The following is a 22,974-nucleotide window of genomic DNA, read 5'->3' on the forward strand; positions in this document are numbered from 1 at the left end:
CATGGAAACCCTACGATTCAATTTCAACGGCGGCCAACGCCGGATCATTGGTGCCCGCCTGGTGGGCGTGGTCGGCTCCGGCAACCTGGAGATCCTGATCGAGCGCCAGCCGCTGGACGGCGCCTGCGCGATCGAGATCAGCACCGCCGCCCACGGCTTCGGTCCGATCTGGGAAGCGGTGGTGCGTGACTTCCACCAGCGCTGGCAGCTGGCCGACGTGCGCGTGTCCATCAACGACATGGGCGCGACCCCGGCGGTGGTCAGCCTGCGGCTCGACCAGGCGGCCGAATCCATCACAGGAGAGGCCTCATGAGCAGCTACCAGGAAGCCACCGCGCGCCAGCGCATCGCCGGCATGCTGGATGAAGGCAGCTTTACGGAATTCCTGCCGCCGCAGCTGCGCGTGGTGAGTCCTCACCTGCACCAGCTCGATGCGCCGGTGTCCTTCGACGATGGCGTGGTGGTCGGCAAGGGCAGTATCCAGGGCAGGCAGGTGTTCATCGCCGCCCAGGAAGGCGGCTTCATGGGCGGCGCGGTCGGCGAAGTCCATGGCGCCAAGCTGGTGGGCATGCTGCGCCGCGCCGTCGACGAAAGCGCCGGCGCCGTGCTGCTGCTGCTGGAGACCGGCGGCGTGCGCCTGCACGAAGCGAACGCCGGCCTGATCGCCGTATCGGAAGTCATGCGCGCCGTGCTCGACACCCGCGCCGCCGGTATTCCGGTGATCGCCCTGGTGGGCGGCTCGAACGGCTGCTTCGGCGGCATGGGCATCGTGGCCCGCTGCACCAACGGTGTCGTGATCTCCGAAGAAAGCCGGCTGGCGATGTCGGGGCCGGAAGTCATCGAGACCGCCGGCGGCGTCGAGGAATTCGACGCCCGCGACCGCGCCCTGGTCTGGCGCGTCACCGGCGGCAAGCACCGCTACCTGATCGGCGACGCCCAGGCCATCGTGGCCGACGACGTCGCGGCCTTCCGCGATGCGGCGCTGCGGCTGGCCGATGCGGCGCGCGGCGCGGGGACCGGGCTGACGCTCGAAGCGCTGGAAGCCGAGCAGCGCATGCTCGGCAGCCGCCTCGATCGCTTCGGCAAGCTCGACGATCCACTGGAGATCTGGGAAGACCTCGGCATCGGCGAGCCGCAATCGGTGCCGCTGCTGGAAATCGACGCATTCCGCGAACTGGCCGATGGCCACCGTGAAGGAGCCGCACCATGAACTGGCAACAAGTGGCGGACGCCCTGTTCCCGCAGGGCCACCGCATCGTCGAAGGCGACTGCTTCCTGAGCGGCGAAGCCCAGGTGGACGGAAAGACGGTGACCGTGATCGGCACCACCGGGCACACGCCGATCGGCGTCGAGATCGCGCTGGCGCAGGCCAGTGCCATCCTCGACACGGTCAGGCGCCATCCCGGCCGGGCGATCGTGATCCTGGTCGACACCGAAGGCCAGCGCCTGCGCCGCCGCGACGAGATGTTGGGCATTAACAGCTACATGGCCCACCTGGGCAAATGCGTCGAGCTGGCGCGGCGGAGCGGCCACCGCATCGTCGGCCTGGTGTACGACCAGGCGCTGTCGGGCGGCTTCATCACCAGCGGCCTGATCGCCGATGCCTGCTATGCCCTGCCCGAGGCCACCATCCGCGTGATGGGCCTGCCGGCCATGGCGCGCATCACCAAGGTGCCGCTCGAACGGCTGGAAGCGCTGGCCCAGGACAACCCGGTGTTCGCGCCCGGTGCGGAAAACTACCTGCGCATGGGCGGCGTGGCAGGGATCTGGCACGAGAACCTGGCGGCCGCGCTGGAGGATGCGCTGGCCCAGGCCGGTCCGGAAGACCGTCGCGCCGAACTCGGGCTGGAACGCGGCGGCCGCAAGCTGGCCTTCACGGTCGCGCAGGCGGTACGCACGGGATCCGATGTACAGGCGGCATGACCTGGTCTGGCTGACGCCGCAGGGCTGGGCGTCGGCCCTGGGCGGCCTGGACGGCGCGGCGCGCGAGCTGGCCCTCGGCTGGCAGGCGCGCGGCTTGCCGGCCGTGGTGCGCCGGCTCGAGCCGGACACGCCGCCCGGCCTGCTCTGCCTGGGCATTCCCGCCCCGCCCGATCCGCACAGCGGCCGGAAGGTCAGGCTCGGCTTTGCCGTCGAACGCAGCGAAGTCGCGGCAACGCGGGGCGCGCTGGCGCTGGACGAAGCCGAGGCGCCGGCCGCCTGGCAGCCAGGCCTGCGCAACCTGCGCATCGCACTGCGCGCCGCGGGCGTGGACTGCCGGGTGTTCGGCTCGATGGCGATGCAGACGCTGACCGGCGATTGCTATCTCGGCGCCGGTTCGGACATCGACCTGCTGCTGCGTCCCCTCGACGAGGCCCAGCTCGAGACCGGCCTGGCGCTGCTGGCGCGCCATGCGCAAAGCCTGCCGCTGGACGGCGAGATCGAATTCCCCTTCGGTCATGCGGTGTCCTGGAAAGAATGGCTGGGCACTGACACGCAGGAGGCCGGCAAACTCGATCGCGTGCTGGCCAAGCACCTGAATTCCGTGGCGCTGCTGCGACGCGACGCCCTGCTCGCCCAGTTCGGCACGGACGGTGGCCGTCATGGCTGAGGCCTGCCTGCGCGAGCGCGGCCACGCGGCCGCCGATGCCGACGATGCCGCCGCGGCCGGCGCCATCGTCGCGCGCCACGCGGTGCGCAGCCTGTACCAGGAACTCGCGCTGTATCCCAAGCCCGGCCTGGTGTCGCTGGTGGATACCGGCAGCCACGACGACATGGATGCCTCGACCTTCGTACGCAGCCTGTTCTCGCTGCGCCGCTACTTCCTCGACATCGCGCTGGCCGGCACCAGGCGAAGCGGATTCGAGACCCTGCGCGGGCTCGGCATCGAAGCGGAGCGGCGCATGCTGCTTGCCACCGGCGGCATCAACACGCATCGCGGGGCGATCTTTTCGCTCGGCCTGCTGTGCGCGGCGGCCGGGCGTGCGGCGTCCTCGTCCTGGCAGCCGGAGGTGCTGCGCGCCACGCTGGCGGACTGCTGGGGTGAAGCGCTGGCCGGCCACCAGGGCCCTGCCGCATCGAACGGTGCGCTGGTCCGCAGCCGTCATGCGGCGCCGGGCGCGCGCGAACAGGCGGCGGCCGGTTTCCCCGCGATTTTCGAACTGGCCCTGCCCACCCTGCGCCGTACGCTGGCGGCCGGACGCGGCCTGCGCTGCGCCCGCATCGACACCCTGTTCACGCTGATGGCCGAGCTGTCCGATACGAACGTGTACCACCGCGGCGGCGCGGAAGGGGCGCGCGTCGTGCGCGATACCTCGCTGCGTTTCCTGGAGCGCGGCGGCACCGCGGCCGACGACTGGGAGCGGGACGCCATGGCGGCGCACCGCCGCTTCGTCGCGCACCGGCTGTCGCCCGGCGGCGCGGCCGACCTGCTGGCCGCGACCTGTTTCGTGCACTCCCTGGCTACCGAGGGAGTGCCCTGACGATGCGGCTGGCCATCCTGTGCCCCGGTCAGGGCGCGCAAAGCCCGGCGATGTTCGACCTCGCAAGCGGCGATCCGACAGCCTTCGGCCAGGCCGAAGGCTGGCTGCGCGATGCGGACGGTCCGGTGGCGCAGACCCCGCTGCCGGCGCTGCTCGCCCATCCCTCGACCATGTTCGACAACCGCTGCGCGCAGCCGCTGGTGGTGGCCGCCACCCTGATGGCCTGGACCATGCTGGCCGAACGCCTGCCGCGTCCTGCCCTGGTGACCGGCTACAGCGTCGGCGAAATCAGCGCCTATGCGGTGGCCGGCGCCCTGCCGCTGGAGCGGGCGGTCGCCATCGCCTCGCGGCGCGCCGCGATCATGAGCGAAGCGGCGGCGAGCGCCGGCGAACAGGGCATGGCAGCGGTGTCCGGCATCGCCTCCCGGGCCGCCCTGGACCTCGTGGCGCAAGCCGGCTGCGAAGCGGCCATCGACACGCCCGGTGCCCTGGTCGCCGGCGGCGTGCGCGCCAACCTGGACCGGCTGGCGGCGCTCGCGCCTTCGATGGGCGCCACGTATAAACCTTTGCCGATCACGGTCGCGTCGCATACCAGCCTGCTGGCGAGCGCAGTCGATCCGCTGCGCAGCCTGCTGCGGGACGATGCCGCCGCCCCTGCCCTGCCGCTGCTGGCGGGCGTGAACGCGTCCACCGTGCACGACGCCGCCCAGGCGGCCGAGCTGCTGGCGCTGCAGACGGCGACCACGATCCGCTGGACCGAGTGCCTGGACGCCCTGCTCGAGGCACGCATCGACGTCGCCCTGGAACTGGGTCCCGGCAACGCACTGTCGCGCATGCTGCGCGAACGGCATCCGCAGATCGCCTGCCGCTCGGTGGCGGATTTCCGCAGCGTGAAAGGCATCGCGGCCTGGGTCGCGGCCCAGGCCTGAGGCCAGGCGCTAGAACTGGTGGCGCAAGCCAACCATCACGCCCTTGCGGGCCGCGTGGCCGAGCCCAAGGACCGGTCCCGAGCCCCAGTATTCGGTCTCTCGGCCCACCGCGCCGTCGTGCGCATCGTTCACATCCGCTTCCAGGAACAGGCTGGTGCGCCTGGACAGCGCATAGTCGGCCACGGCGGCGAACACATTCGTGCGCCCGCTGCCGAGAAGGATCGGCGCCGCCTGGAACTGGGTCGTCACGCCGCCGCTCTGGACGTAGCGGTAAAAGGCGCCCGACAGGTGCAGGGCCGGCGTGAGCTGGTAGCCCAGGCCGATGTAGGAGATGAGGAAGCGCGCATCGCCGGCGCTTTCGTGGCGCCCCATCCGACCGACATAGGTGGTCGCCTTGCCGGCGGCCCAGGACGCGCCCAGAGTGTAGTTGCTGATCGTATTGCCACCTTCCGATGACGCACGGCGCTCGTCGTAGGCCGCGCCCAGCCCGAGGCCGTCCTTCGAATACATGATGCCGCCGCCGAAGGTCGAACCGCGCGTGCCGCCGCCCGTCTGCTCGCCCGCCCCGTAGTCGAGCTGCAGGCTGACCGGGCCGACGCTGCGCTTGTAGATGACGCTGTTGTCGATGCGGTAGCCCTGCATGAAGATGTCGCCGCCCGTGTAGTAGGGATCGGACCAGTAGTTGCCCCAGCTCTGGTCGAGCGGATTGAAGGACCAGCCGACGTTGTTCACGGCGTTGTACTGGCGGCCGAAGGTCAGGCTGCCCCAGGAACCGCTCAGGCCCACGAAGGCCTGCCTGCCGAACAGGATGCCGTATTCCGGCTGGCCGGTATCGGTGCCGAAGCCGCTCTCGAGCTGGAAAATGGCCTTGTTGCCGCCGCCGAGGTCTTCGGTCCCCGAGATGCCCAGGCGGCTGCCGCCGATCCCGCTGGCCACCACTTCGGTCTTGTTGCCGCCCTTGCCGTCGATGTTCGAGGTATATCGCAACGCCGAGCTGATCACGCCGTACACCGTCACGCCCGACTCGGCGGCTATCGCCAGCGGCGCCAGCGGCATCAGCATGCCTGCGCCCAGGCACACGACGGCCGCCCGCTTCCACGAACCTGCATTTGTCATCATTGTCTCCTCCATGGCGTCTCTCGCTCTTTTTCGAGGGGCTTATAGGTCCAGCACCAGCTTGCCGCTGCGGGCGCGCGACACGCAGATCATCATGGTCTGCTGGGCGTCCTTTTCGGCATTGCTGAGGTATTGGTCGAGGTGTTCGGCTTCGCCTTCGAGGATGCGGGTCTCGCAGGTCCCGCACACGCCCTCGCGGCACAGGCATTCCACCTGTACGGCCTTGTCCCGTTCGATCGCCTTCAGGATCGATTCGCCGGCGCCCACTTCGACGGTCTTGCCGGATTTCGCCAGCACCACCGTGAAAGCACCGTCGTTCGCGGACGTGGAAGCCGCAAACTGCTCCCAGTGCACTCTTCCGGGATCGACCCCGGCCGCCTGCGCCGCCTTGCGCACCGCCTCGATCAGCCCCGCCGGGCCGCAGACGTAGACGTGCGCGCCTTCGGCCAGGCCGCCGAACAGGCCGCCCAGGTCGAGCTGCTGGCCGAGGCGGTCGACGTAGAAGCGGACCTTGCCCGAGGACTGTCCGGCCAGTTCTTCCAGCTCCTCGCTGAAGGCGCCATGCTCGGGCCCGCGGAAGGCGTAGTGCAGCTCGTGGGAGCCGCCGCGCCGGCCCAGCTCGTGCATCTGCGACATGAAGGGCGTGATGCCGATGCCGCCCGCGATCAGCACGTGATGCCGCGCCTCGTCCGACAGCGCGAACAGATTGTTCGGCGTGGTGATGTCGAGCAGGTCGCCCTCCTTCACGCGGTCGTGAAGGAAGGCCGAGCCGCCTTTCGACGGCGTCTCGCGGCGCACCCCGATCTGGTAGGCGCCCAGGGCTTCCGGTGAACTCATCAGCGAATAGGCATTGCTGTAGCGCCGGTCGCCGTCACGCATCTGCACGATGACGTGGCTGCCGCCGGTGAACGCGGGCAGCGTGCCGCCGTCGGCGGCTTCGAGGGTGAAACGCTTGATCAGCGGGGTGACGGTGTCGATACGCGCCACCCTGACCGGGATGGTCCGATATGAATTTTCCATTGCTGCGATCTCGTCTTTCCTCCGCTACGCCTGGACGGCCATGCAGAGGTACTTCATTTCCATATAGTCTTCGATGCCGTAGCGCGAGCCTTCGCGGCCGAGCCCCGACTGTTTCACGCCGCCGAAGGGCGCGACTTCGTTCGAGATCAGGCCGGTGTTGATGCCGACCATGCCATATTCGAGCTGCTCCGCCACGCGCCAGGCGCGGCCGATGTCCCGGCTGTAGAAGTAGGCGGCGAGCCCGTAGATGGTGTCGTTGGCCATGCGCACGACCTCGTCCTCGGAACGGAAGCGCACGATCGGCGCCACCGGTCCGAACACCTCCTCGTCGAGGATGCGCATGCCGGGCGCGACTTCCGTCAGCACCGTCGGCGCATAGAAGCCGGGGCCGGCGGCATGCATGGCGCCGCCGACCGCCACCCGGGCGCCCTTGCCGACCGCATCGGCCACCAGCTCGGCCACCTTGTCGATCGCCTTGCCGCTGATGAGCGGGCCGATCTCGGACGCGGCGTCGAAGCCGCTCCCGACGCGCAGCTGCGCGACCCTGGCCGAGAAGCGCTCGACGAAGCGTTCGTAGACGGCGTCGTGCACGTAGAGGCGGTTGACGCAGACGCAGGTCTGGCCGGCGTTGCGGTACTTGGCCTGCAGCGCGCCGTCGACGGCGGCGTCGATGTCGGCATCCTCGAACACGATGAAGGGTGCATTGCCGCCCAGTTCGAGCGAGACCTTCTTGACGGTGGCGGCGCATTGCTGCGCCAAGAGGCGTCCGACCGGCGTCGAGCCGGTGAAGGACAGCTTGCGCACCAGCGGGTGGCCGGTGAGCTGGCTGCCGATGGCGACGGCATCGCCGGTGACGACGTTCAGCACGCCGGCTGGAATGCCGGCCCGCAGCGCGAGTTCGGCCAGCGCCAGCGCGCTGAACGGCGTCTCGTTGGCGGGCTTGACGACCATGGTGCAGCCGGCGGCCAGCGCCGGCCCGGCCTTGCGGGCGATCATCGCGGCCGGGAAGTTCCACGGCGTGATGGCGGCGCACACGCCGATCGGCTCGCGCACCACCAGCAGGCGCTTGTCGGCGCTCGGCGAAGGGATCACGTCGCCGTAGACGCGCTTGCCTTCCTCGGCAAACCACTCGATGAAGGAGGCGGCGTAGCGGATCTCGCCGCGCGCCTCGTGCAGGGGCTTGCCCTGCTCCCAGGTCATGATGGCGGCCAGGTCGTCTTCATGCCGCAGGACCAGTTCGTACCATGCGCGCAGCAGCGCCGCGCGTTCCTTCGCGGTGCGGGCGCGCCAGGCCGGCAGGGCGGCGTGGGCGGCTTCGATCGCCGCCACTGTCTCGGCCTCGCCCATGCAGGGCACGGTCCCGATGCGTCCGGCGCCGGCCGGATCGAACACCTGCACGGTGGCGCCGTTGGCCGCGTCGCGCCATTCGCCGCCGATGCAGGCCTGCTGGCGCAACAGGGTCTCGTCGTTCAGGCGCGGTGCGCCTTCCAGGTGGCCGCGCTCATTCATCGCCGTACTCGTTCGCCATCTTGCGGTGGAAGTGGACGATGCCGTGCTCGCTGATGCCGCTGCGTTCGCGGTCGACCATGATGCGGCCCTGGCCGCGATAGCCGCGCGACTTCAGGCCGCGCTGCACGCTTTCGACCAGGTTCAGGTCTTCCGGGCGGAATACGTTGCGGTACCACTCGACCAGCTTGGTCTGCTCCTCGGTCAGCTCCTTGTTGAGGAAGTAGATGTCGTAGTGCTGCAGCGTGACTTCGGTGCTGACCGGCAGCTCGTAGATGACGGTCATGAAGTCGGCGCCCGGCGGCACGTTGAACATGGTGCAGGGCCAGGCCCAGAAGCCGGCGAAGCTCGGGTCCTTGATCGACGGGTCGAGCTTGAACGATTTTTCCGAGGACTTGGCCAGGCCGAACTGCAGGGTCCAGTTACCGTGCAGGGTGTGGACGTATTTGTCGACCTGCACGGAGTCGGAAAAGCCCGGGTGGGCCGGTCCGCAGTGATAGCACTCCATGTAGTTGTCGACGATGCTCTTCCAGTTGGCCGCCGTCTCGGTGACGAAGCGGGCGCCCAGCTGCAGCTGGTCGATCACCGGGCAGGCGGCGCGCAGACGGCTTTCCAGGCCGGGTAGCTGCTGTTCCACGGTGCCGGCCTCGGGATCCATGTTGACGAAGACGAAGCCGGCATACTCTTCGACCTTGACCGGCACCAGGCTGGACTTGTCCTTGTCGAAGTTCGGCACGTTGTCGCAGTTGCGCGCATGGGCCAGCTCGCCGTCCAGCTTGAAGGTCCAGGCGTGATACGGACAGGTGATCACGTTGCGCGCCCGGCCGCTGCCGCTCAGCAGCTGGTGGCCGCGGTGCGGGCAGACGTTGTAGAAAGCGCGCAGCACGCCGTCGCGGTCGCGCAGCACCACGATGTTCTCACCGATCACCTCGCGGGTGATGTAGTCGTTCTTCTCCGCCAGCTCGCTGCGGTGGGCGACGCAGATCCAGCTGTGGGCGAAGATCTTTTCCTTCTCGTACTCGAAGACGGCAGGGTCGGTGTAGCAGGACGCCGGCAGCGTCCAGGCGTTTTCGGTATCGGCGCAGAATTCGGCCGGCAGCTTGACGGTTTGATTCATTGTATCCTCACATTTAACAGGTAACCGCTGGTTAACATAACGGTAAAAAAATATAAAAAGAATTCGACGTGCCGGGTGCGGGGCGACGGTGCCGGGGAACTCACTCCGCGATCGCGGCCTGCTTGCTGCCGGCGTCCCGGTCCGGCGATGCAGGCTTCGCATGCGGCGGCGGCATCGTGGACGACTCGATCAGGTGGGCCGGTATATTGCCGTAGTCCTGGCTCAGCCAGCGGAACAGGCCGAACAGCTTAATGGCGAGGATGGCCAGGAAGGGAATCGCGGTCAGCACCACGGCGGTCTTCATGGTCTCCAGCGATGCCTTGGTGAACAGCATGGCCAGCGGCACCAGGGTCAGCATCACGCACCAGAACACGCGGCTGGTCGGCGTCGGATCCTCGCCTTCGCGCAGGTTGCGGGTGGTGGTGGCGGCCACTGCGTAGGCGACGGCGTCGACGTGGGCGGCCAGGAAGACGACCATGATGGCCAGGTAGACGCCGAGGAAGAACTGACCGGCCGGCATGGCGTTCAGCAGAATCTGGACCGCCTCCTCGCCGCCGTGTTCCTTCAGGATGCGCGGGACGTCGATGGCGCCCGACAGGAACTGGTGCATGCTGTAGCTTTCGAGGGCGCCGAAGAAGAACCAGCATCCGACGCTGCCGCCCAGCAGGAGGGCCATGATCACTTCGCGGATCTTGCGGCCCTTCGACACGCGGGCGACGAACATCGCGACGCCGGGCGAATACGAGACCCACCAGAGCCAGTAGAACACGGTCCAGCTGCGGCTGAAGGAACCGTCGCCGGCCGGGTCGGTGAAGAGGCTCATGTGCACATAGTCCTGCAGCATGCGCCCCAAACCGTTCACGATGTTATTACCGGTGAACTGGGTCGGACCGATCACGAACACCACCGCGGCCAGCAGCAGCGCGCCCCAGCAGACCATATGGCTCAGGCGCTGCATGCCGCCGTCGATGCCCACGTAGGCGCTCAGCGAGAACAGGATCGACACGCCGACGATGATGACCAGCTGGGTGGTGAAGGTATCGGGCACGCCGGTCAGGCTCGCCAGGCCGCGCGTCAGGGTCGATGCGGTCAGCGCGATCGAGACGGTGAGTGCGCCGAACATCGTCAGCAGGAAGATCAGGTCGACCACCCGCCCGACCGGGCCGGAAGCGCGGAAGCCCGTGATGGCCTCGACGATGGAAGCCAGGTTCAGCCCCTTGTTCTTGCGGACGTGGAAGTGGTAGGCCATGGCCAGCGACGGCAGCGCATAGATCGCCCACGCACTCAGGCCCCAGTGGAAGAAGGAGTAGCTGATGCTGTACTCCAGCGCGTCGCGGCTGCCGCTGGCGATGTTCAGGCCCGGCGTCTGGTAGTAGTAGACCCACTCCATCACGCCCCAGTACATGGTGGACGAACCCATGCCGGCGCAGATGAACATGAAGATCCAGGAGAGGGTCGAATATTCCGGCTTGTCTTCGCCCAGCCGCACGTTGCCGTACTTGCTGAACGCGAGGGCCAGGCAGGCCAGCACGCAGCCGAAGGCGAGTACCTGGACCAGCGCCCCGAAGGAACGCGTCGACCATTCGAAGAGGTGGGAAGCGGTGGCGGCTGCCTGGGCAGGCCATTCCGCCAGGGCGACGACGGTCACCAGCACGGCCGCGATGGTGCAGCCGGTCAGAAACCCGTCGCTGCGTAGCGAGGTGTTTTTCATACTGTCTCCTCCTGTGCGCTCGCACATGGATTATTTATTTGTTCCGCATGTCTGGTCCAGTACTGGCACTCATCTGCGGAGTTATGTAAACTACTGGTTTACGGTAAAACTATGGTTTACGAATTCATTCTAGGGAATTTGCGAGCCGTGTACAAGCAGAATTTGCGAGTTTTTTACGCACCGGGTCGCTGAGCTATACTTTCGAACGGCACCTTGCCATACCGCCAACTTGGATCGATTTATGACAGAAAACAGTTTTGCGTTCCGCCTCAAGGAGCTGCTCGAACATAAGAACCTGACCTTGCAGGCAGTCGCGACTGTGTTAGGCGTGTCCCGACCGGCGGTGCACAAGTGGACCAAAGGCGGCGAGATCGATTACGAGAAGCTGCGCAAGCTGGCCGCCTTCCTGGGCGTGAACTGGGTCTGGCTGCGCTACGGCGAACAGGCGCAGCACGAAATGGAAAGCGCGACGACGGTCGACCTGCCGATGACCGACGTGCGCCGCCGCTACACCGCCGAGGTGGTGGCCAACGAAGCGCGCATGAAGCTGGCCCAGGAAGGTGCCCGCATCGTGACCTGGGAATGGGACCTCATCACCGACGACGTCAAGTACTCGTCGAACGTGGAGTCGGTCTACGGCTGGCAGGTCGAGAGCAACGAAACCTTCTATACCCACGTGCACCCGGACGACATCCCGATGATGCAGCGGATCTACGAGGAGTCGATCCGTCTCGGCAGCCCGCACGAATTCGATTTCCGCCTGATCCAGCCCGACGGCACCGTCCGCTGGATCAGCTCCCGCGCCACGCCGGTGCGCGAGTTCGACGGAAGAGTCATCAAGTTCGTCGGCATCAGCATGGAGAACACCGCGCAAAAGCTGGTCGAGCAGTCCTTGCGCGAAGAACGGGCGCGCTGCCGCGCGGTGCTCGAGCTGAGTGCCGGTTGCATGGCCCTGCTGGATGCGGACCTGCGCTGCGAGTCCGTCAACGATGCGCTGGCGGCCTGGCTCGGCTGGCCGAAGGCGGAACTGGAAGGCGAAGCCTTGCTGAAGCTGTTCACGGACGGCGGCGCGCGCCTGCGGCGCAGTGCGCGCGCCAAGTCGCCCTCTCCCTTCGAGACCGTCCTGCAGGACAGCCGCGGCGAAGCGCTGCCGGCGCAAGTGCGCGTGACTGCCGGACGGCGCGACGATGGCGGGCCGGCCTGGGTGGTCGTCGCGATCCAGCCCTTATAAACTCAAGACGCGTTCAGCCATTCTTCCAGAAAGGCGACGCAAACCCGCACATTGGCCGTCGTTCCCAGCCGCGCCGGATAGATGGCCCAGACGTCGGCTTCCTGCGCGTAGTCCGGCAGCACCCTCGCCAGGCGCCCATCGTCCAGGCTGCGGCCGACGTCCCAGATCGAGCGCAGGATGATGCCGTGGCCGTCGATCGCCCACTGGTGTACCAGTTCGCCGTTATTGGTCGAGAGCGCCCCCTTGACGCGCACGGTTTCCTCGCCGGCCGGCCCGCTCAGCTTCCAGCGGCCGAAGTCCTGGTCGCGCTCGCGGATCACGATGCACTGGTGCTGCGCCAGCTCGGCCAGCTGCCGCGGCATGCCGTGGCGCTCGAGATAGGCCGGCGCGGCGCACAGCACGCGCTGGTTCCTGGCGATGCGGCGCGCGATCAGGTGCGGCTCCTGCACCTGTCCCACCCGGATGTCGAGGTGGAAGCCTTCGGCGATCAGGTCGATCGGCCGGTCCAGCAGTTCGAGCTGCACTTCCAGCTCGGGATACTTGCGGGCCAGCGCGGAGACAGCCTGGCCGACGCGGTTGCGCCCGAATCCGGAACTGGTACACAGGCGCAGCAGCCCGCGCGGCGTACTCCCCTTCTGCGAGATGGCCTCGCCCAGCTGGTCGACGTCTTCCTGGATCCGCAGCGCCCACTGGTGGACCACAGTGCCATGGTCGGTCAGGGCCAGCGTGCGCGTGGTCCGGTGCAGCAGGCGCACCCCGAGGGTCTGTTCCAGCACCGCGATGCGCTTGCTGACGAAGGCATTCGAGACCCCGAGCTCAGCCGCCGTCGCGGAAAAGCTGTGCTTCCTGACGACGGTACAGAAAAGCTTGAGGTCTTCCAGCAGGGAACGGCTGGCATGGAGATCTGGGCGCATGGGAAGAGGAAGCATCGGCAAGATTATTTACGTTTCGTGTCTTTTCGATTCACGAATCTACCGATTATATGCCTGAACGTATTCGATATGATGTTAGCCAACGTCAACCCATGTTCAAGGAATCACCATGAAGAAGCAGAAGATTGCAGTCATCGCCGGCGACGGCATCGGCAACGAAGTGATGCCGGAAGGCCTGCGCGTACTGGAAGCCGCCGCCGCCCGCTTCGGCCTCGACCTCGAATTCACGACCATGGCCTGGGCCAACTGCGACTACTACCTCGAGCATGGCCAGATGATGCCGGACGACTGGCGCCAGCAGCTCGAAGGCTTCGACGCCATCTATTTCGGCGCCGCCGGCATGCCCAACCTGGTCCCCGACCATATCTCCCTGTGGGGCTCGCTGCTGAAGTTCCGCCGCGAATTCGACCAGTACGTCAACCTGCGCCCGGTGCGCCTGATGCCCGGCGTACCGAGCCCGCTGGCCAACCGCAAGCCCGGCGACATCGACTTTTATGTGGTGCGCGAAAACACCGAGGGCGAATACTCTTCCGTGGGCGGCAAGATGTTCGAAGGCACCGACCGCGAATTCGTGGTGCAGGACGCCGTATTCACCCGCAAGGGCACGGACCGCATCCTGAAGTACGCCTTCGACCTGGCCCAGAGCCGTCCGAAAAAACACCTGACCTCCGCCACCAAGTCGAACGGCATCTCGATCAGCATGCCCTACTGGGACCAGCGGGTCGAAGCGATGGCCGAATCCTATCCGGACGTGAAGTGGGACAAGTACCACATCGACATCCTGTGCGCCCGCTTCGTGCTGTCGCCGGAACGCTTCGACGTCGTGGTCGCCTCCAACCTGTTCGGCGACATCCTGTCGGACCTGGGCCCGGCCTGCACCGGCACCATCGGCATCGCACCGTCGGCCAACCTGAACCCGGACCGCAGCTTCCCCTCGCTGTTCGAGCCGGTGCACGGTTCCGCGCCCGACATCTACGGCAAGAACATCGCCAATCCGATCGGCATGATCTGGTCCGGCGCCATGATGCTGGAATTCCTCGGCAACGGCGATGAACGTTACCAAGCGGCGAACGACGCCATCATGAAGGCGATCGAGCTGGTGCTGGCGCAGGGGCCGAAGACGCCGGATCTGGGTGGGTCGGCGAATACGACGGAGGTTGGGAAGGCGATTGCTGCGGCGATTTGAGCGTTCGTTTTTGCCAAATGGAAAAAAAAGCCGCATGGGTATGCGGCTTTTTCTTTGGTGTGGGGGCTTGCTTAGACGTTGAACAGGAAGTTCAGCACATCGCCATCCTTGACCACATATTCCTTGCCCTCGGCACGCATCTTGCCGGCTTCCTTCGCACCAGCCTCGCCCTTGTAGGCAATGTAGTCATCGTAGGAAATCGTCTGCGCGCGGATGAAGCCGCGTTCGAAGTCGGTGTGGATCACACCAGCCGCCTGCGGGGCGGTATCGCCGACATGGATGGTCCAGGCGCGCACTTCCTTGACGCCGGCCGTGAAGTAGGTCTGCAGGCCGAGCAGCTTGTAGGCGGCGCGGATCAAACGGTCCAGACCCGGCTCTTCCATGCCCATGTCGGACAGGAAGGCAGCCTTGTCGGCGTCGTCGAGGTCGGCGATTTCTGCTTCGATGGCGGCGGAAATCGCCACGATCGGCGCGTTCTGCGCTTTCGCGTATTCGGTCAACTGGTCGAGCAGCGGGTTGTTGGTGAAGCCGGTGTCGGACACGTTGGCCACGAACATGGCCGGCTTGGCGGTGATCAGGCACAGCGTCTTGATCATGGCCATCTCGTCCGCATCGAGGCCGGCGGTGCGCACCGGCTTGCCTTCGTTCAGGTGCGGCATCAGGCGCTCGCAGATCGCGACCAGCTTGGCCGCATCCTTGTCGCCCGAGCGCGCCTTCTTGTTCTCGCGGTGGATCGCCTTTTCGACGGCGCCCATGTCGGCCAGCGCCAGTTCGGTCTGGATCACTTCGATGTCGTCCAGCGGGCTGACCTTGCCGGCAACGTGGATGACATTGTCGTCTTCGAAGCAGCGCACCACGTTGACGATCGCGTCGGTCTCGCGGATGTGGGACAGGAACTGGTTGCCCAGGCCCTCGCCCTTCGACGCACCCGCCACCAGGCCGGCGATGTCGACAAATTCGACGATCGCGTTGACCATGCGTTCCGGCTTGACGATGTCGGCCAGCGCCTGCATGCGCGGATCCGGCACCTCGACCACGCCGACGTTCGGCTCGATGGTGCAGAACGGATAGTTTTCAGCCGGGATGCCGGCCTTGGTCAGGGCGTTGAACAGGGTGGACTTGCCGACGTTGGGCAGGCCGACGATGCCGCATTTGAGACTCATGGGAAGCTTTCAGGGGTCGAATTTACGAAACCTCATATTGTAACCCCGCTTGCCCCCGAAGACTGCAAATGCCTGATCAAAGGGGACGAATGCGCGACAGATCCGGCTTTTCGACGAAAGAGGCGAACTCGTCGCGCAGCCGCCCGCCCTCGTCCATCGCCTGTTTCCAGGCAAGAATCCTCGCATCGTGGTTGAGGCCGTAGAACTTGAAGTCGCTACGGTCGATCAGTTTCCCGCGCGGCAGTTTGGCGAGGAATTCGGGGCTCGGCGCCACGATGAGCACATTGTCCAGCCAGCCGCGGTTCGGTCCGCGTGCGGCGCGGCGCCAGGGCAGCGCCTTGTCCAGCCAGCCCGGCACGATGTGCTCGCTAAAGTGCGGATACAGGACAATCGCGCCCTGCTCCTGCTGTGAAAGGCGCGTGTAAGGCAGCGCCAGGTTGTAATCGATGATGCCGCCGTCCCAGTAGTGGCCCTGCGGTGCGCCGGCGATGTCGCGCACCGGCTTCATCAGCATCGGCAGGGTGCCCGAGGCCAGCAGGCCGGACGCCAGGTTCTCGCGCGTCAGCGGCGAAAAGTGGGTGGCGAAGCTGTCGAACTTCTCGCCCAGCCAGCTTGCAGCGCTGCGCACGTCGCCGATCACCACCCGGTCCATCAGCCGGGCCAGGCGGTCGCGCGACGCCAGGTTGTGCAGCGCCGCCGCCGCGAATCCCTTCATTTCCGCATACCGGTGCCCGGGCGCTGCCAGGGAGCGCTTGCCGCGCACGGTCAGCAGGTGCAGGCGATGCTGCTGGTGGTTGACGATGTCGTCCTCGTGGCCGCGCACGAATTCTCCCAGCAGGCCCTGCACCACTTCGCCGATCTGTTCCTGCGAGGGCTTCGTGCTGGTATAGCGCTGGCCGCTGTAGAGCTCGCCCAGGCGGGCGAAAGCCTTCACCGGATCCTTCTGGCAGGCGGCCGCCATGCGCCAGGCGCCGATCGAGGAGCCGATCAGGGTGCGCTCGCGCGGTGCGATTGGGAACCACTCGCCGAACACCCATTGGTCGAGCGAGCGGAAGATCAGTCCCTTGGGGCCGCCGGCGGCGGCGGGAACGACCGCGATGTCGCGGGCGCGCAGGCCATGCGCGCGGATCTGGGCCAGGGCCAGCGGCCCGGCGTGGAAGCTTAGTGCGCTCATCCCGAAATTATCGCAGGAAGAGCGCGCTTGCGTTCGCTCAAGGGTCAACAGGTCGGCCTTCGTAACATGGTCCGATCGCTCACTTCATGGAAGCCGCATGGCCACCCGCCGCTGCACAGCACAGTCCGCTATCGCGCCCTGCCCGGCCTGGCTTCCGGGCTTGGCGGCGCTTGCCGGCCTGCTGGTGCTGCTGGCCCTGGTGTTTGCCAGCGCCCCTGCGCGGGCGCGCGACACCGGCACCGATCCGGCGGTGGTGATCGACCGCTTCATCCAGCACTACGTGGTCGAGCCCGACGGCAGTTACCGGCTCAGCGTCGATCTTGCCAAGACCATCGTCCAACAGCGCGCCCTGCGTGCCCACGGCCAGGCCACGATCAGCTACAACCGCAGCCTGGACGAGGTGCTGTCGCTCGAGGCCTGGACCATCAAGCCGGACGGCCGGCGGGTGCCGGTGCAGCCGGGCCAGGTGCAGGACCAGCAGGAAGCGGCGAGTGCAAGCGACGAAGCGCCGATGTTCCAGGACACGCGCCTGAAAGTCGTGGTGTTTCCCGAGGCTGCGGTAGGCGACCAGCTGGTGGTGCGCTACGTGCTGAGGCGCAAGGCGGCGCTGTTCCCCGGTCACTTCGAAGACCTGTCGTCCGCGCCCTTCTACCTCAACAAACATTACCTGCTGGTCTACGACATGCCGGCCTCGATGCCGCTGCATGCGGACGCGGTCGGCTTCGTCCCGGTGCCGGGCGACAGTCCGCCGGGGCGCCGGCGCTACCAGTGGCGCTACGTGAACGGCGACAACGATCGCCTCGAGGCCGGCTCGGTCAGCTACCTCGACTACGGCAAACGGTTGGCGGTCTCGACCTTTCCCGATTACACCGCCTTCGCGCGCGCCTTCCGCCTCGGTGCCGCGCGCGCCGCCGGCAAGGCCCAGCCGTCGGCGGCCATCACGGCCCTGGCGCGCCAGCTGACGGCCGGGCTGCCGGACGCGCGCGCCCGTGCACTGGCGCTGTCGGACTGGGTCAGGCACAACATCCGCGGCCACTGCAAGGACCACGCCGGCCTGCTGGAAGCCCTGCTGGCCGCGGTCGGCATCGAGAGCAGCGGCGCGCTGGTCAACAACGGCAACGCCTACCGCCTGCCGGATGCGCCGACCCTGGGCGTATTCAACCACATGATCACCTGGGTGCCAAGCCTCGGCCTCTACCTGGATCCGACGACGGAGACGGTGGGCGCGGGCTATCTGCCGGCCGGCATCCTCGGCAAGCCGGTACTGCTGCTGAAGACCGGAACCTTCGCGATGACGCCGATCCTCCAGCCCGAGCGCAAGCGCACCACGACCTGGTTCGACATCCGCCGCGACGGCCAGAGCCGCTTCAGGCTGAGCAAGACGGCCAGCGGCGCGATGGCCGAGCCCTGGCGTAGCGCCATGAAGGATTCGCGCCAGGCCGAGCGCGACGCCTTCGCCCAGCGCATGCTGCAAGGCCTGGGGCGGAAAAGCCGCGGCGTCTTCGATGCGGTCCCGGGCGATGGCGCCGGCAGCGGCGACGAGGTCCGGTTGTCCTTTTCCGGCACCAGCGACGGTTTCCTCGACCTGCGCGGCCCGAGCGGGCTGGCCACCACCTACGATCTCTGGGGAGGGCTCGGCGAGGCCGTGTTCAAGCTCGGCGAGGAGAGCGAGCGGCGCCAGGACTTCGTCTGCCCGGCCATCGACATCGACGACGAAACCGGATTCCGCTTCCCGAAGGGGGTGCGCATCCTCGCCATGCCGCGCCCGGTGCAGCTGATGGACGGCGGCATCACCTATCGCGCCAGTTACGCGCGGCGCGGCAGCGAGGTCGTGGTCAGGCGCCGCCTGACCTTCCGCCATGGCCGCGCCACCTGCACCCCGGCCGACTTCCGTGCCATGCAGCCGGCGCTGGAGCGCATCATCCGCGACCTGCGCAGCCAGATCGTCGTCGCCGGCAAGCAGGCGCTCTAAGTGCGCAGCCGCGCCACCGCCTCGTCGCTCAGTTCGAAACGCAGGTCCACCCGCTCGCGTCCCGAGCGGTAGCCGCCGGGCCAGCGCGCGATCACCTCGAAGCCGCAGCGCTGGAAGAAGCCGGCCGTGTGCGGATGCGTGTCGACCGTCACCCAGCGCGGCCTCAGCTTGCGTCCCGCCATGTGCAGCAGGCGGTAGTTCAGCAGAAGACGGCCGATGCCGCTACCGTGGCGATCGGCGCGCACCAGGCCGAACACCAGCGTGCCCAGGTCGTAGAACGCCGAGAGTTCATAGCCGCCGAAGGCGACCACCTCCTCCCCCTCGACCGCGACGAAGAAGGGACCGTCCGGCTCGTCCAGCGCCGAACGCAGCCAGGCCTCTTCGGATGCCGGAAAATGGTCGGGGACATTGCTGCGGAAAGCGGCCAGCACCGCCTTGCGGTCGGCCGGGCGATAGCGCCTGATGTGTAGTTTCATGCGTGCTCCTTGTTGACTCTCATGTTGGCCGTTACATTATGGCCATGCAACTCGACGAAACCATCAGCGTGGAAGATGCCGTGCAGGTGCTGGCCATGGTCGGCGACCTGAGCATGGGCCTGCCGCCCGACCACTCGATCCGGACGGCGCGCCTGGCCGCGAGGCTGGCGGAAGAAAACGGCGATGCCGCGGACGCCTGCACCAGCACCCGCCTGGTCGGGCTGCTGCGCTGGTCGGGCAGCACGGCGACGGCGGCCGGCTTCGCCAACCTGCTCGGCGACGACGTCCTCGGCCGCCACGCGATGGTAACGCGCACCATGTCCGGCAATCCCAACCTGACCCTGCCCAATGTGCTGCCGCTGGCCCAGATGCAGTGCGAAGTCGCGGGCGACATCGCGGCGCTGCTGGGCCTGTCGAACGATGTCGAGGAAGCCCTGCGCCACCTGTTCGGCAGCCACCACCGCGGCGACATGCAGGATGCGCTGTTCGCGCCGAACATCCCGCGCGCCGTGTACTACGTGCGCCTGGCCGGCGACCTCGAGGTGCTGGCGCCGGCCCACGGCACGGACGGTGCCTTGAAGCTGATCGGCGAACGGGCCGGCGTCAAATATCCGGCGACGCTGGTGCAGCGCCTGCTGCCCCACGCCCAGGACTGGCTGGCGGCGCTGGACGAGCCCTCCTGCGCGGCCGACTATCCCGGCCACGACCGCCGCGTGCCGCTCACCATCATCGCCGACGTGATCGAGCTGAAGCTGCCCTGGCTGGCCGGTTACTCGCGCCGCGTGGCGGAGCTGGCGAAACGCAGCGCGGTGCCGGCGGGCCTGATCGCGCTCGAGGAAAAGCCGCTGGTGCGGGCCGCCCTGCTGCATGGGATCGGGCGGGTGGCGGTGCCGAACGCGGTGTGGCAGCGCCCGGGAAAACTGTCCGTGCTGGAATGGGACCAGGTGCGGCGAGTGCCGTTCTGGACCGCGCGCGCCGGCGACCAGATACCCGCCATCGTCCAGGATGCGACCCTGGCCTCCTTCGTCTACGAGCGCGTGGACGGCAGCGGATACTTCCGCAAGGCGCGCGGGGAAGCGATCGGGATGCAGGAAAGGGTGCTGGCGGTGGCGGCCGCCTACACGGCGATGTGCTCGCCGCGCCCGTGGCGTCCGGCCCATGGCGAGGCCGCCGCCGGGACCCTCCTCGTTGCCCAGGCCGGCGCCGGACGCTTCGACCGCCGGGCGGTCGCCGCCGTGATCGAGGCGGCGCGGGCGATGGCGCCCAAGCCCGGCAAGGTGAAGCCGGTCCGCGATCCCCTGCTGTCGGCGCGCGAGATCGAAGTGCTGCGCCACATCAGCCTGGGAGAAACGAGCCGGGAAGCGGCGCGCGCCATGAAGATCAGTCCGGCCAGCGTGCGCACCCACGTCGACCATATCTTCGAAAAACTGGAGGCGAGTTCGCGGCCGGCGGCGACTTTAAAAGCGCTGGCACGCGGATTGATCTAGGCAGGGTGGGCTCGGTGAGCCTACGCCGGCCGCGCCCACCCTACATCAATCGGTGTGGAGTTGCGTCGTGGCCTGGTTCAGCTTGCCCTCGCAAACCATCGGAATGATGCGCATCGACTTGTCGATCGCCTCTTCGATCAGGGTCTGCTCTTCGCGGCGCGGACGGTGCAGCACGAAGTCGGCCACGCCCTGCTGCAGGTTGAGGGTGCGCGGATGGCCGATGCCGAGGCGCAGGCGCCAGTAGTCCTGGGTACCGAGCGCCGAGGTAATGTCCTTCAGGCCGTTATGGCCGCCCGAGGAGCCGCCTCGTTTGAGCTTGGCTGCACCGGGAGGAAGGTCGAGTTCGTCGTGCACCACCAGGATCTCTTCCGGGGCGATCTTGAAGAAGCGCGCCAGGCTGCCGACCGACTGGCCGGAGCGGTTCATGAAGGTCAGCGGTTCCAGCAGCCACACCTCATTGCCCGAGATCGAGGTCTTGGCGACCATGGCGTTGAAGCGCGATTCGCGCTGCAGGCGGCAGTTGGGCAAGGTGTTGGCAAGGTTGTCGACCAGCCAGAAGCCGGCGTTGTGGCGGGTTTGTTCATATTCCGGGCCGGGGTTGCCGAGGCCGACGATCAGGCGGATGTGCATAAAACGGTCAAGTTCGCGTAAAACTCGATTATCGCGGAAAACCGCGAATGGCTGAACAAAACAAAAAACCCGCCGGACGCGAGTCGGGCGGGTTTTTGTCAAACCGCTCCCGAAAGAGCGGTAGCGAGTACAAATTACTCGGCAGCGGCTTCGGCCGTAGCGGCACCACGCGGCACCGACGAGGTGGCGATGGTCTGGTCTTTGCCGTGAGCAACCACGGTCACGCCTTCCGGCAGGGTCAGGTCGGACACGTGGACCGATGCGCCGGTTTCCAGCTTGCTCAGGTCGACGGTGATGAATTCCGGCAGTTTGCCCGGCAGGCAGGACACTTCCAGTTCGTTCAGCACGTGCGACACGATGGCGCCGCCCAGCTTGACTGCCGGCGAGATCTCGGCGTTGACGAAGTGCAGGGCGACCTTGGTGTGGATCTTTTGCGAAGCATCGACGCGCTGGAAGTCGACGTGCAGGACCAGTTGCTTGTATGCGTGCATCTGGAAGTCACGCAGCAGCACTTGCTGAGCCTTGCCATCCAGTTCCAGGTCCAGAACGGCACCGTGGAAAGCTTCTTTCTTGAGCGCGTGGAACAACGCGTTGCCGTCAACGGCGATCAGTTCCGGGGCAGCGGCGCCACCGTAGATGATGCCAGGGGTCTGGCCAGCGTTGCGCAGGCGGCGGCTCGCTCCGGTACCTTGCTGTTCGCGTTTGAATGCGACTACTTTCATGTGAAACTCCAAAAATAAATGGGCACGAATGCCGGAAAGCTCCGGCCCGGTTGCCCGAATTGTGAACACCCCCGCGACCAGGAGTGTCCGTGGAATGAGCGCATTGCTACGCACTCAAGAAATCGACAACGCATGGACGTGGGCACGGGTGCCCACGTTCTTATTCTCTTAGTCGACGAACAGCGAAATGACCGAGTCACCCTTCACGATACGCTTGAAGGTTTCGGCCAGCAGCGGCGCGCTGGTCAGTTGACGGATCTTGCTGCAAGCCTGGCCTGCCGGGCTCAGCGGGATCGTGTCGGTGACGACCAGTTCGTCCAGCGGCGAATTCGCGATACGCTCGATGGCCGGGCCGGACAGGACCGGGTGCGTGCAGTACGCCACGACTTTCTTGGCGCCACGCTCTTTCAGGACTTCGGCGGCCTTGCACAGGGTGCCCGCGGTGTCGACCATGTCATCCATGATCACGCAGTTACGGCCCTGGACTTCACCGATGATGTTCATGACTTCCGATACGTTCGCCTTCGGGCGGCGCTTGTCGATGATCGCCAGGTCGCAGCCGAGGCGCTTTGCCAGCGCACGCGCGCGCACCACGCCGCCGACGTCCGGCGACACGACCAGCAGGTCGTCGTAGTTGCGCTTCTGCAGGTCGCCCAGCAGGATCGGCGATGCGTAGATGTTGTCAACCGGGATGTCGAAGAAGCCCTGGATCTGGTCGGCGTGCAGATCCATGATCAGCACACGTTCCACGCCAGCTTCCTGCAGCATGTTGGCGACGACCTTGGCCGAGATCGCAACACGCGCCGAGCGCGGGCGACGGTCCTGGCGGGCATAGCCGAAGTAGGGAATCGCCGCGGTGATGCGGCCTGCCGATGCGCGCTTGAGAGCGTCGACCATCAGCATGATTTCCATCAGGTTGTCATTGGTGGGAGCGCAGGTCGATTGCAGAACGAAGACGTCCTTGCCACGAACGTTCTCGTTGATTTCGACCATTACTTCGCCATCGGAGAACTTCGAGACCACGGCCTTGCCAAGCGGGATGCCGAGGTTTTTTGCGACCCCTTCTGCTAGCGCCGGATTGGCATTGCCGGTAAAAACCATCAGGTTTTCGTAAGCCATGGGGAGTCCCAGAAGAGTAAGCG

Annotated in this window: 22 protein-coding genes; 10 read left to right on the forward strand and 12 right to left on the reverse strand. The window is 66.8% G+C overall.

What is annotated here, in order from left to right:
* The first annotated feature begins 1 nt into the window (after position 1).
* The 6 genes from mdcC to AC1DOP_RS15205 are packed head-to-tail and all read left to right on the forward strand — an operon-like array spanning position 2 to position 4,389.
* Positions 2-313, forward strand: a complete 312-nt coding sequence (gene mdcC / locus AC1DOP_RS15180; protein ID WP_441934909.1) for a malonate decarboxylase acyl carrier protein — start codon at positions 2-4, stop codon at positions 311-313.
* On the forward strand, positions 310-1,209 hold the full coding sequence (locus AC1DOP_RS15185; RefSeq protein WP_477252048.1) for a biotin-independent malonate decarboxylase subunit beta: 900 nt from the start codon (positions 310-312) through the stop codon (positions 1,207-1,209). The genes mdcC and AC1DOP_RS15185 overlap by 4 nt, the downstream gene beginning before the upstream one ends.
* Entirely contained in the window at positions 1,206-1,922 is a 717-nt protein-coding gene (gene mdcE, locus AC1DOP_RS15190; RefSeq protein ID WP_477252050.1) for a biotin-independent malonate decarboxylase subunit gamma, read from the forward strand. The genes AC1DOP_RS15185 and mdcE overlap by 4 nt, the downstream gene beginning before the upstream one ends.
* Positions 1,906-2,589: a malonate decarboxylase holo-[acyl-carrier-protein] synthase gene (gene mdcG, locus AC1DOP_RS15195; RefSeq protein WP_441934906.1), complete on the forward strand. Its 684-nt coding sequence runs from the start codon at positions 1,906-1,908 to the stop codon at positions 2,587-2,589. Before mdcE ends, mdcG begins: the two co-directional genes overlap by 17 nt.
* On the forward strand, positions 2,582-3,460 hold the full coding sequence (gene mdcB / locus AC1DOP_RS15200; protein WP_477252052.1) for a triphosphoribosyl-dephospho-CoA synthase MdcB: 879 nt from the start codon (positions 2,582-2,584) through the stop codon (positions 3,458-3,460). Before mdcG ends, mdcB begins: the two co-directional genes overlap by 8 nt.
* A 2-nt stretch (positions 3,461-3,462) precedes the next feature.
* On the forward strand, positions 3,463-4,389 hold the full coding sequence (locus tag AC1DOP_RS15205) for an ACP S-malonyltransferase (RefSeq protein ID WP_477252054.1): 927 nt from the start codon (positions 3,463-3,465) through the stop codon (positions 4,387-4,389).
* Between the two features lie 9 nt (positions 4,390-4,398).
* On the opposite strand, the gene AC1DOP_RS15210 is transcribed toward AC1DOP_RS15205, so the two are convergent.
* The 5 genes from AC1DOP_RS15210 to AC1DOP_RS15230 all read right to left on the reverse strand — a co-directional run bounded on the left by AC1DOP_RS15210 (position 4,399) and on the right by AC1DOP_RS15230 (position 10,859).
* On the reverse strand, positions 4,399-5,508 hold the full coding sequence (locus AC1DOP_RS15210; RefSeq protein ID WP_441934903.1) for a porin: 1,110 nt from the start codon (positions 5,506-5,508) through the stop codon (positions 4,399-4,401).
* A gap of 39 nt (positions 5,509-5,547) precedes the next feature.
* Positions 5,548-6,525: a PDR/VanB family oxidoreductase gene (locus tag AC1DOP_RS15215; protein WP_477252057.1), complete on the reverse strand. Its 978-nt coding sequence runs from the start codon at positions 6,523-6,525 to the stop codon at positions 5,548-5,550.
* 24 nt (positions 6,526-6,549) lie between these two features.
* Positions 6,550-8,034: an NAD-dependent succinate-semialdehyde dehydrogenase gene (locus AC1DOP_RS15220; RefSeq protein WP_441934901.1), complete on the reverse strand. Its 1,485-nt coding sequence runs from the start codon at positions 8,032-8,034 to the stop codon at positions 6,550-6,552.
* Positions 8,027-9,148, reverse strand: coding sequence for an aromatic ring-hydroxylating oxygenase subunit alpha (locus AC1DOP_RS15225; RefSeq protein ID WP_441934900.1), 1,122 nt, complete (start codon positions 9,146-9,148; stop codon positions 8,027-8,029). The genes AC1DOP_RS15220 and AC1DOP_RS15225 overlap by 8 nt, the downstream gene beginning before the upstream one ends.
* A 100-nt stretch (positions 9,149-9,248) precedes the next feature.
* The gene (locus tag AC1DOP_RS15230) at positions 9,249-10,859 is read right to left on the reverse strand and encodes a BCCT family transporter (RefSeq protein ID WP_441934899.1); all 1,611 of its coding nucleotides are present in this window, start codon (positions 10,857-10,859) and stop codon (positions 9,249-9,251) included.
* 241 nt (positions 10,860-11,100) lie between these two features.
* On the opposite strand from AC1DOP_RS15230, the gene AC1DOP_RS15235 reads away from it, so the two are divergent.
* Entirely contained in the window at positions 11,101-12,090 is a 990-nt protein-coding gene (locus tag AC1DOP_RS15235; protein WP_441934898.1) for a PAS domain-containing protein, read from the forward strand.
* A 2-nt stretch (positions 12,091-12,092) separates the two neighbouring features.
* Here AC1DOP_RS15235 and AC1DOP_RS15240 read toward each other — a convergent pair whose 3' ends face one another.
* Positions 12,093-13,004, reverse strand: coding sequence for a LysR family transcriptional regulator (locus AC1DOP_RS15240; protein WP_441934897.1), 912 nt, complete (start codon positions 13,002-13,004; stop codon positions 12,093-12,095).
* A gap of 127 nt (positions 13,005-13,131) precedes the next feature.
* On the opposite strand from AC1DOP_RS15240, the gene AC1DOP_RS15245 reads away from it, so the two are divergent.
* Positions 13,132-14,208: a tartrate dehydrogenase gene (locus tag AC1DOP_RS15245; RefSeq protein ID WP_477252061.1), complete on the forward strand. Its 1,077-nt coding sequence runs from the start codon at positions 13,132-13,134 to the stop codon at positions 14,206-14,208.
* A gap of 71 nt (positions 14,209-14,279) precedes the next feature.
* On the opposite strand, the gene ychF is transcribed toward AC1DOP_RS15245, so the two are convergent.
* Both ychF and AC1DOP_RS15255 read right to left on the reverse strand, forming a co-directional pair.
* Positions 14,280-15,371 (reverse strand): redox-regulated ATPase YchF, encoded by a 1,092-nt coding sequence (gene ychF, locus AC1DOP_RS15250; protein ID WP_441934895.1) that lies wholly within the window; start codon positions 15,369-15,371, stop codon positions 14,280-14,282.
* Positions 15,372-15,447: 76 nt separating this feature from the next.
* Complete coding sequence (locus AC1DOP_RS15255; RefSeq protein WP_477252063.1) at positions 15,448-16,545, reverse strand: patatin-like phospholipase family protein; 1,098 nt, start codon at positions 16,543-16,545, stop codon at positions 15,448-15,450.
* A 97-nt stretch (positions 16,546-16,642) separates the two neighbouring features.
* Here AC1DOP_RS15255 and AC1DOP_RS15260 point away from each other — a divergent pair, with 97 nt between their 5' ends.
* Complete coding sequence (locus AC1DOP_RS15260) at positions 16,643-18,517, forward strand: DUF3857 domain-containing protein (protein ID WP_477252065.1); 1,875 nt, start codon at positions 16,643-16,645, stop codon at positions 18,515-18,517.
* On the opposite strand, the gene AC1DOP_RS15265 is transcribed toward AC1DOP_RS15260, so the two are convergent.
* Positions 18,514-18,993: a GNAT family N-acetyltransferase gene (locus tag AC1DOP_RS15265; protein ID WP_477252067.1), complete on the reverse strand. Its 480-nt coding sequence runs from the start codon at positions 18,991-18,993 to the stop codon at positions 18,514-18,516. The genes AC1DOP_RS15260 and AC1DOP_RS15265 overlap by 4 nt on opposite strands.
* 44 nt (positions 18,994-19,037) lie before the next feature.
* Between AC1DOP_RS15265 and AC1DOP_RS15270 the strand changes: the two genes are divergently transcribed.
* On the forward strand, positions 19,038-20,480 hold the full coding sequence (locus AC1DOP_RS15270; protein WP_477252069.1) for an HD domain-containing phosphohydrolase: 1,443 nt from the start codon (positions 19,038-19,040) through the stop codon (positions 20,478-20,480).
* Between the two features lie 45 nt (positions 20,481-20,525).
* Here AC1DOP_RS15270 and pth read toward each other — a convergent pair whose 3' ends face one another.
* The 3 genes from pth to AC1DOP_RS15285 all read right to left on the reverse strand — a co-directional run bounded on the left by pth (position 20,526) and on the right by AC1DOP_RS15285 (position 22,951).
* Positions 20,526-21,110: an aminoacyl-tRNA hydrolase gene (gene pth / locus AC1DOP_RS15275; protein ID WP_477252071.1), complete on the reverse strand. Its 585-nt coding sequence runs from the start codon at positions 21,108-21,110 to the stop codon at positions 20,526-20,528.
* A gap of 134 nt (positions 21,111-21,244) precedes the next feature.
* Complete coding sequence (locus AC1DOP_RS15280; protein ID WP_441934889.1) at positions 21,245-21,832, reverse strand: 50S ribosomal protein L25/general stress protein Ctc; 588 nt, start codon at positions 21,830-21,832, stop codon at positions 21,245-21,247.
* A gap of 168 nt (positions 21,833-22,000) precedes the next feature.
* Positions 22,001-22,951 (reverse strand): ribose-phosphate pyrophosphokinase, encoded by a 951-nt coding sequence (locus tag AC1DOP_RS15285; protein ID WP_441934888.1) that lies wholly within the window; start codon positions 22,949-22,951, stop codon positions 22,001-22,003.
* Positions 22,952-22,974: the final 23 nt, after the last annotated feature.

The sequence above is a fragment of the Massilia sp. 01N410 genome, from assembly GCF_056399665.1.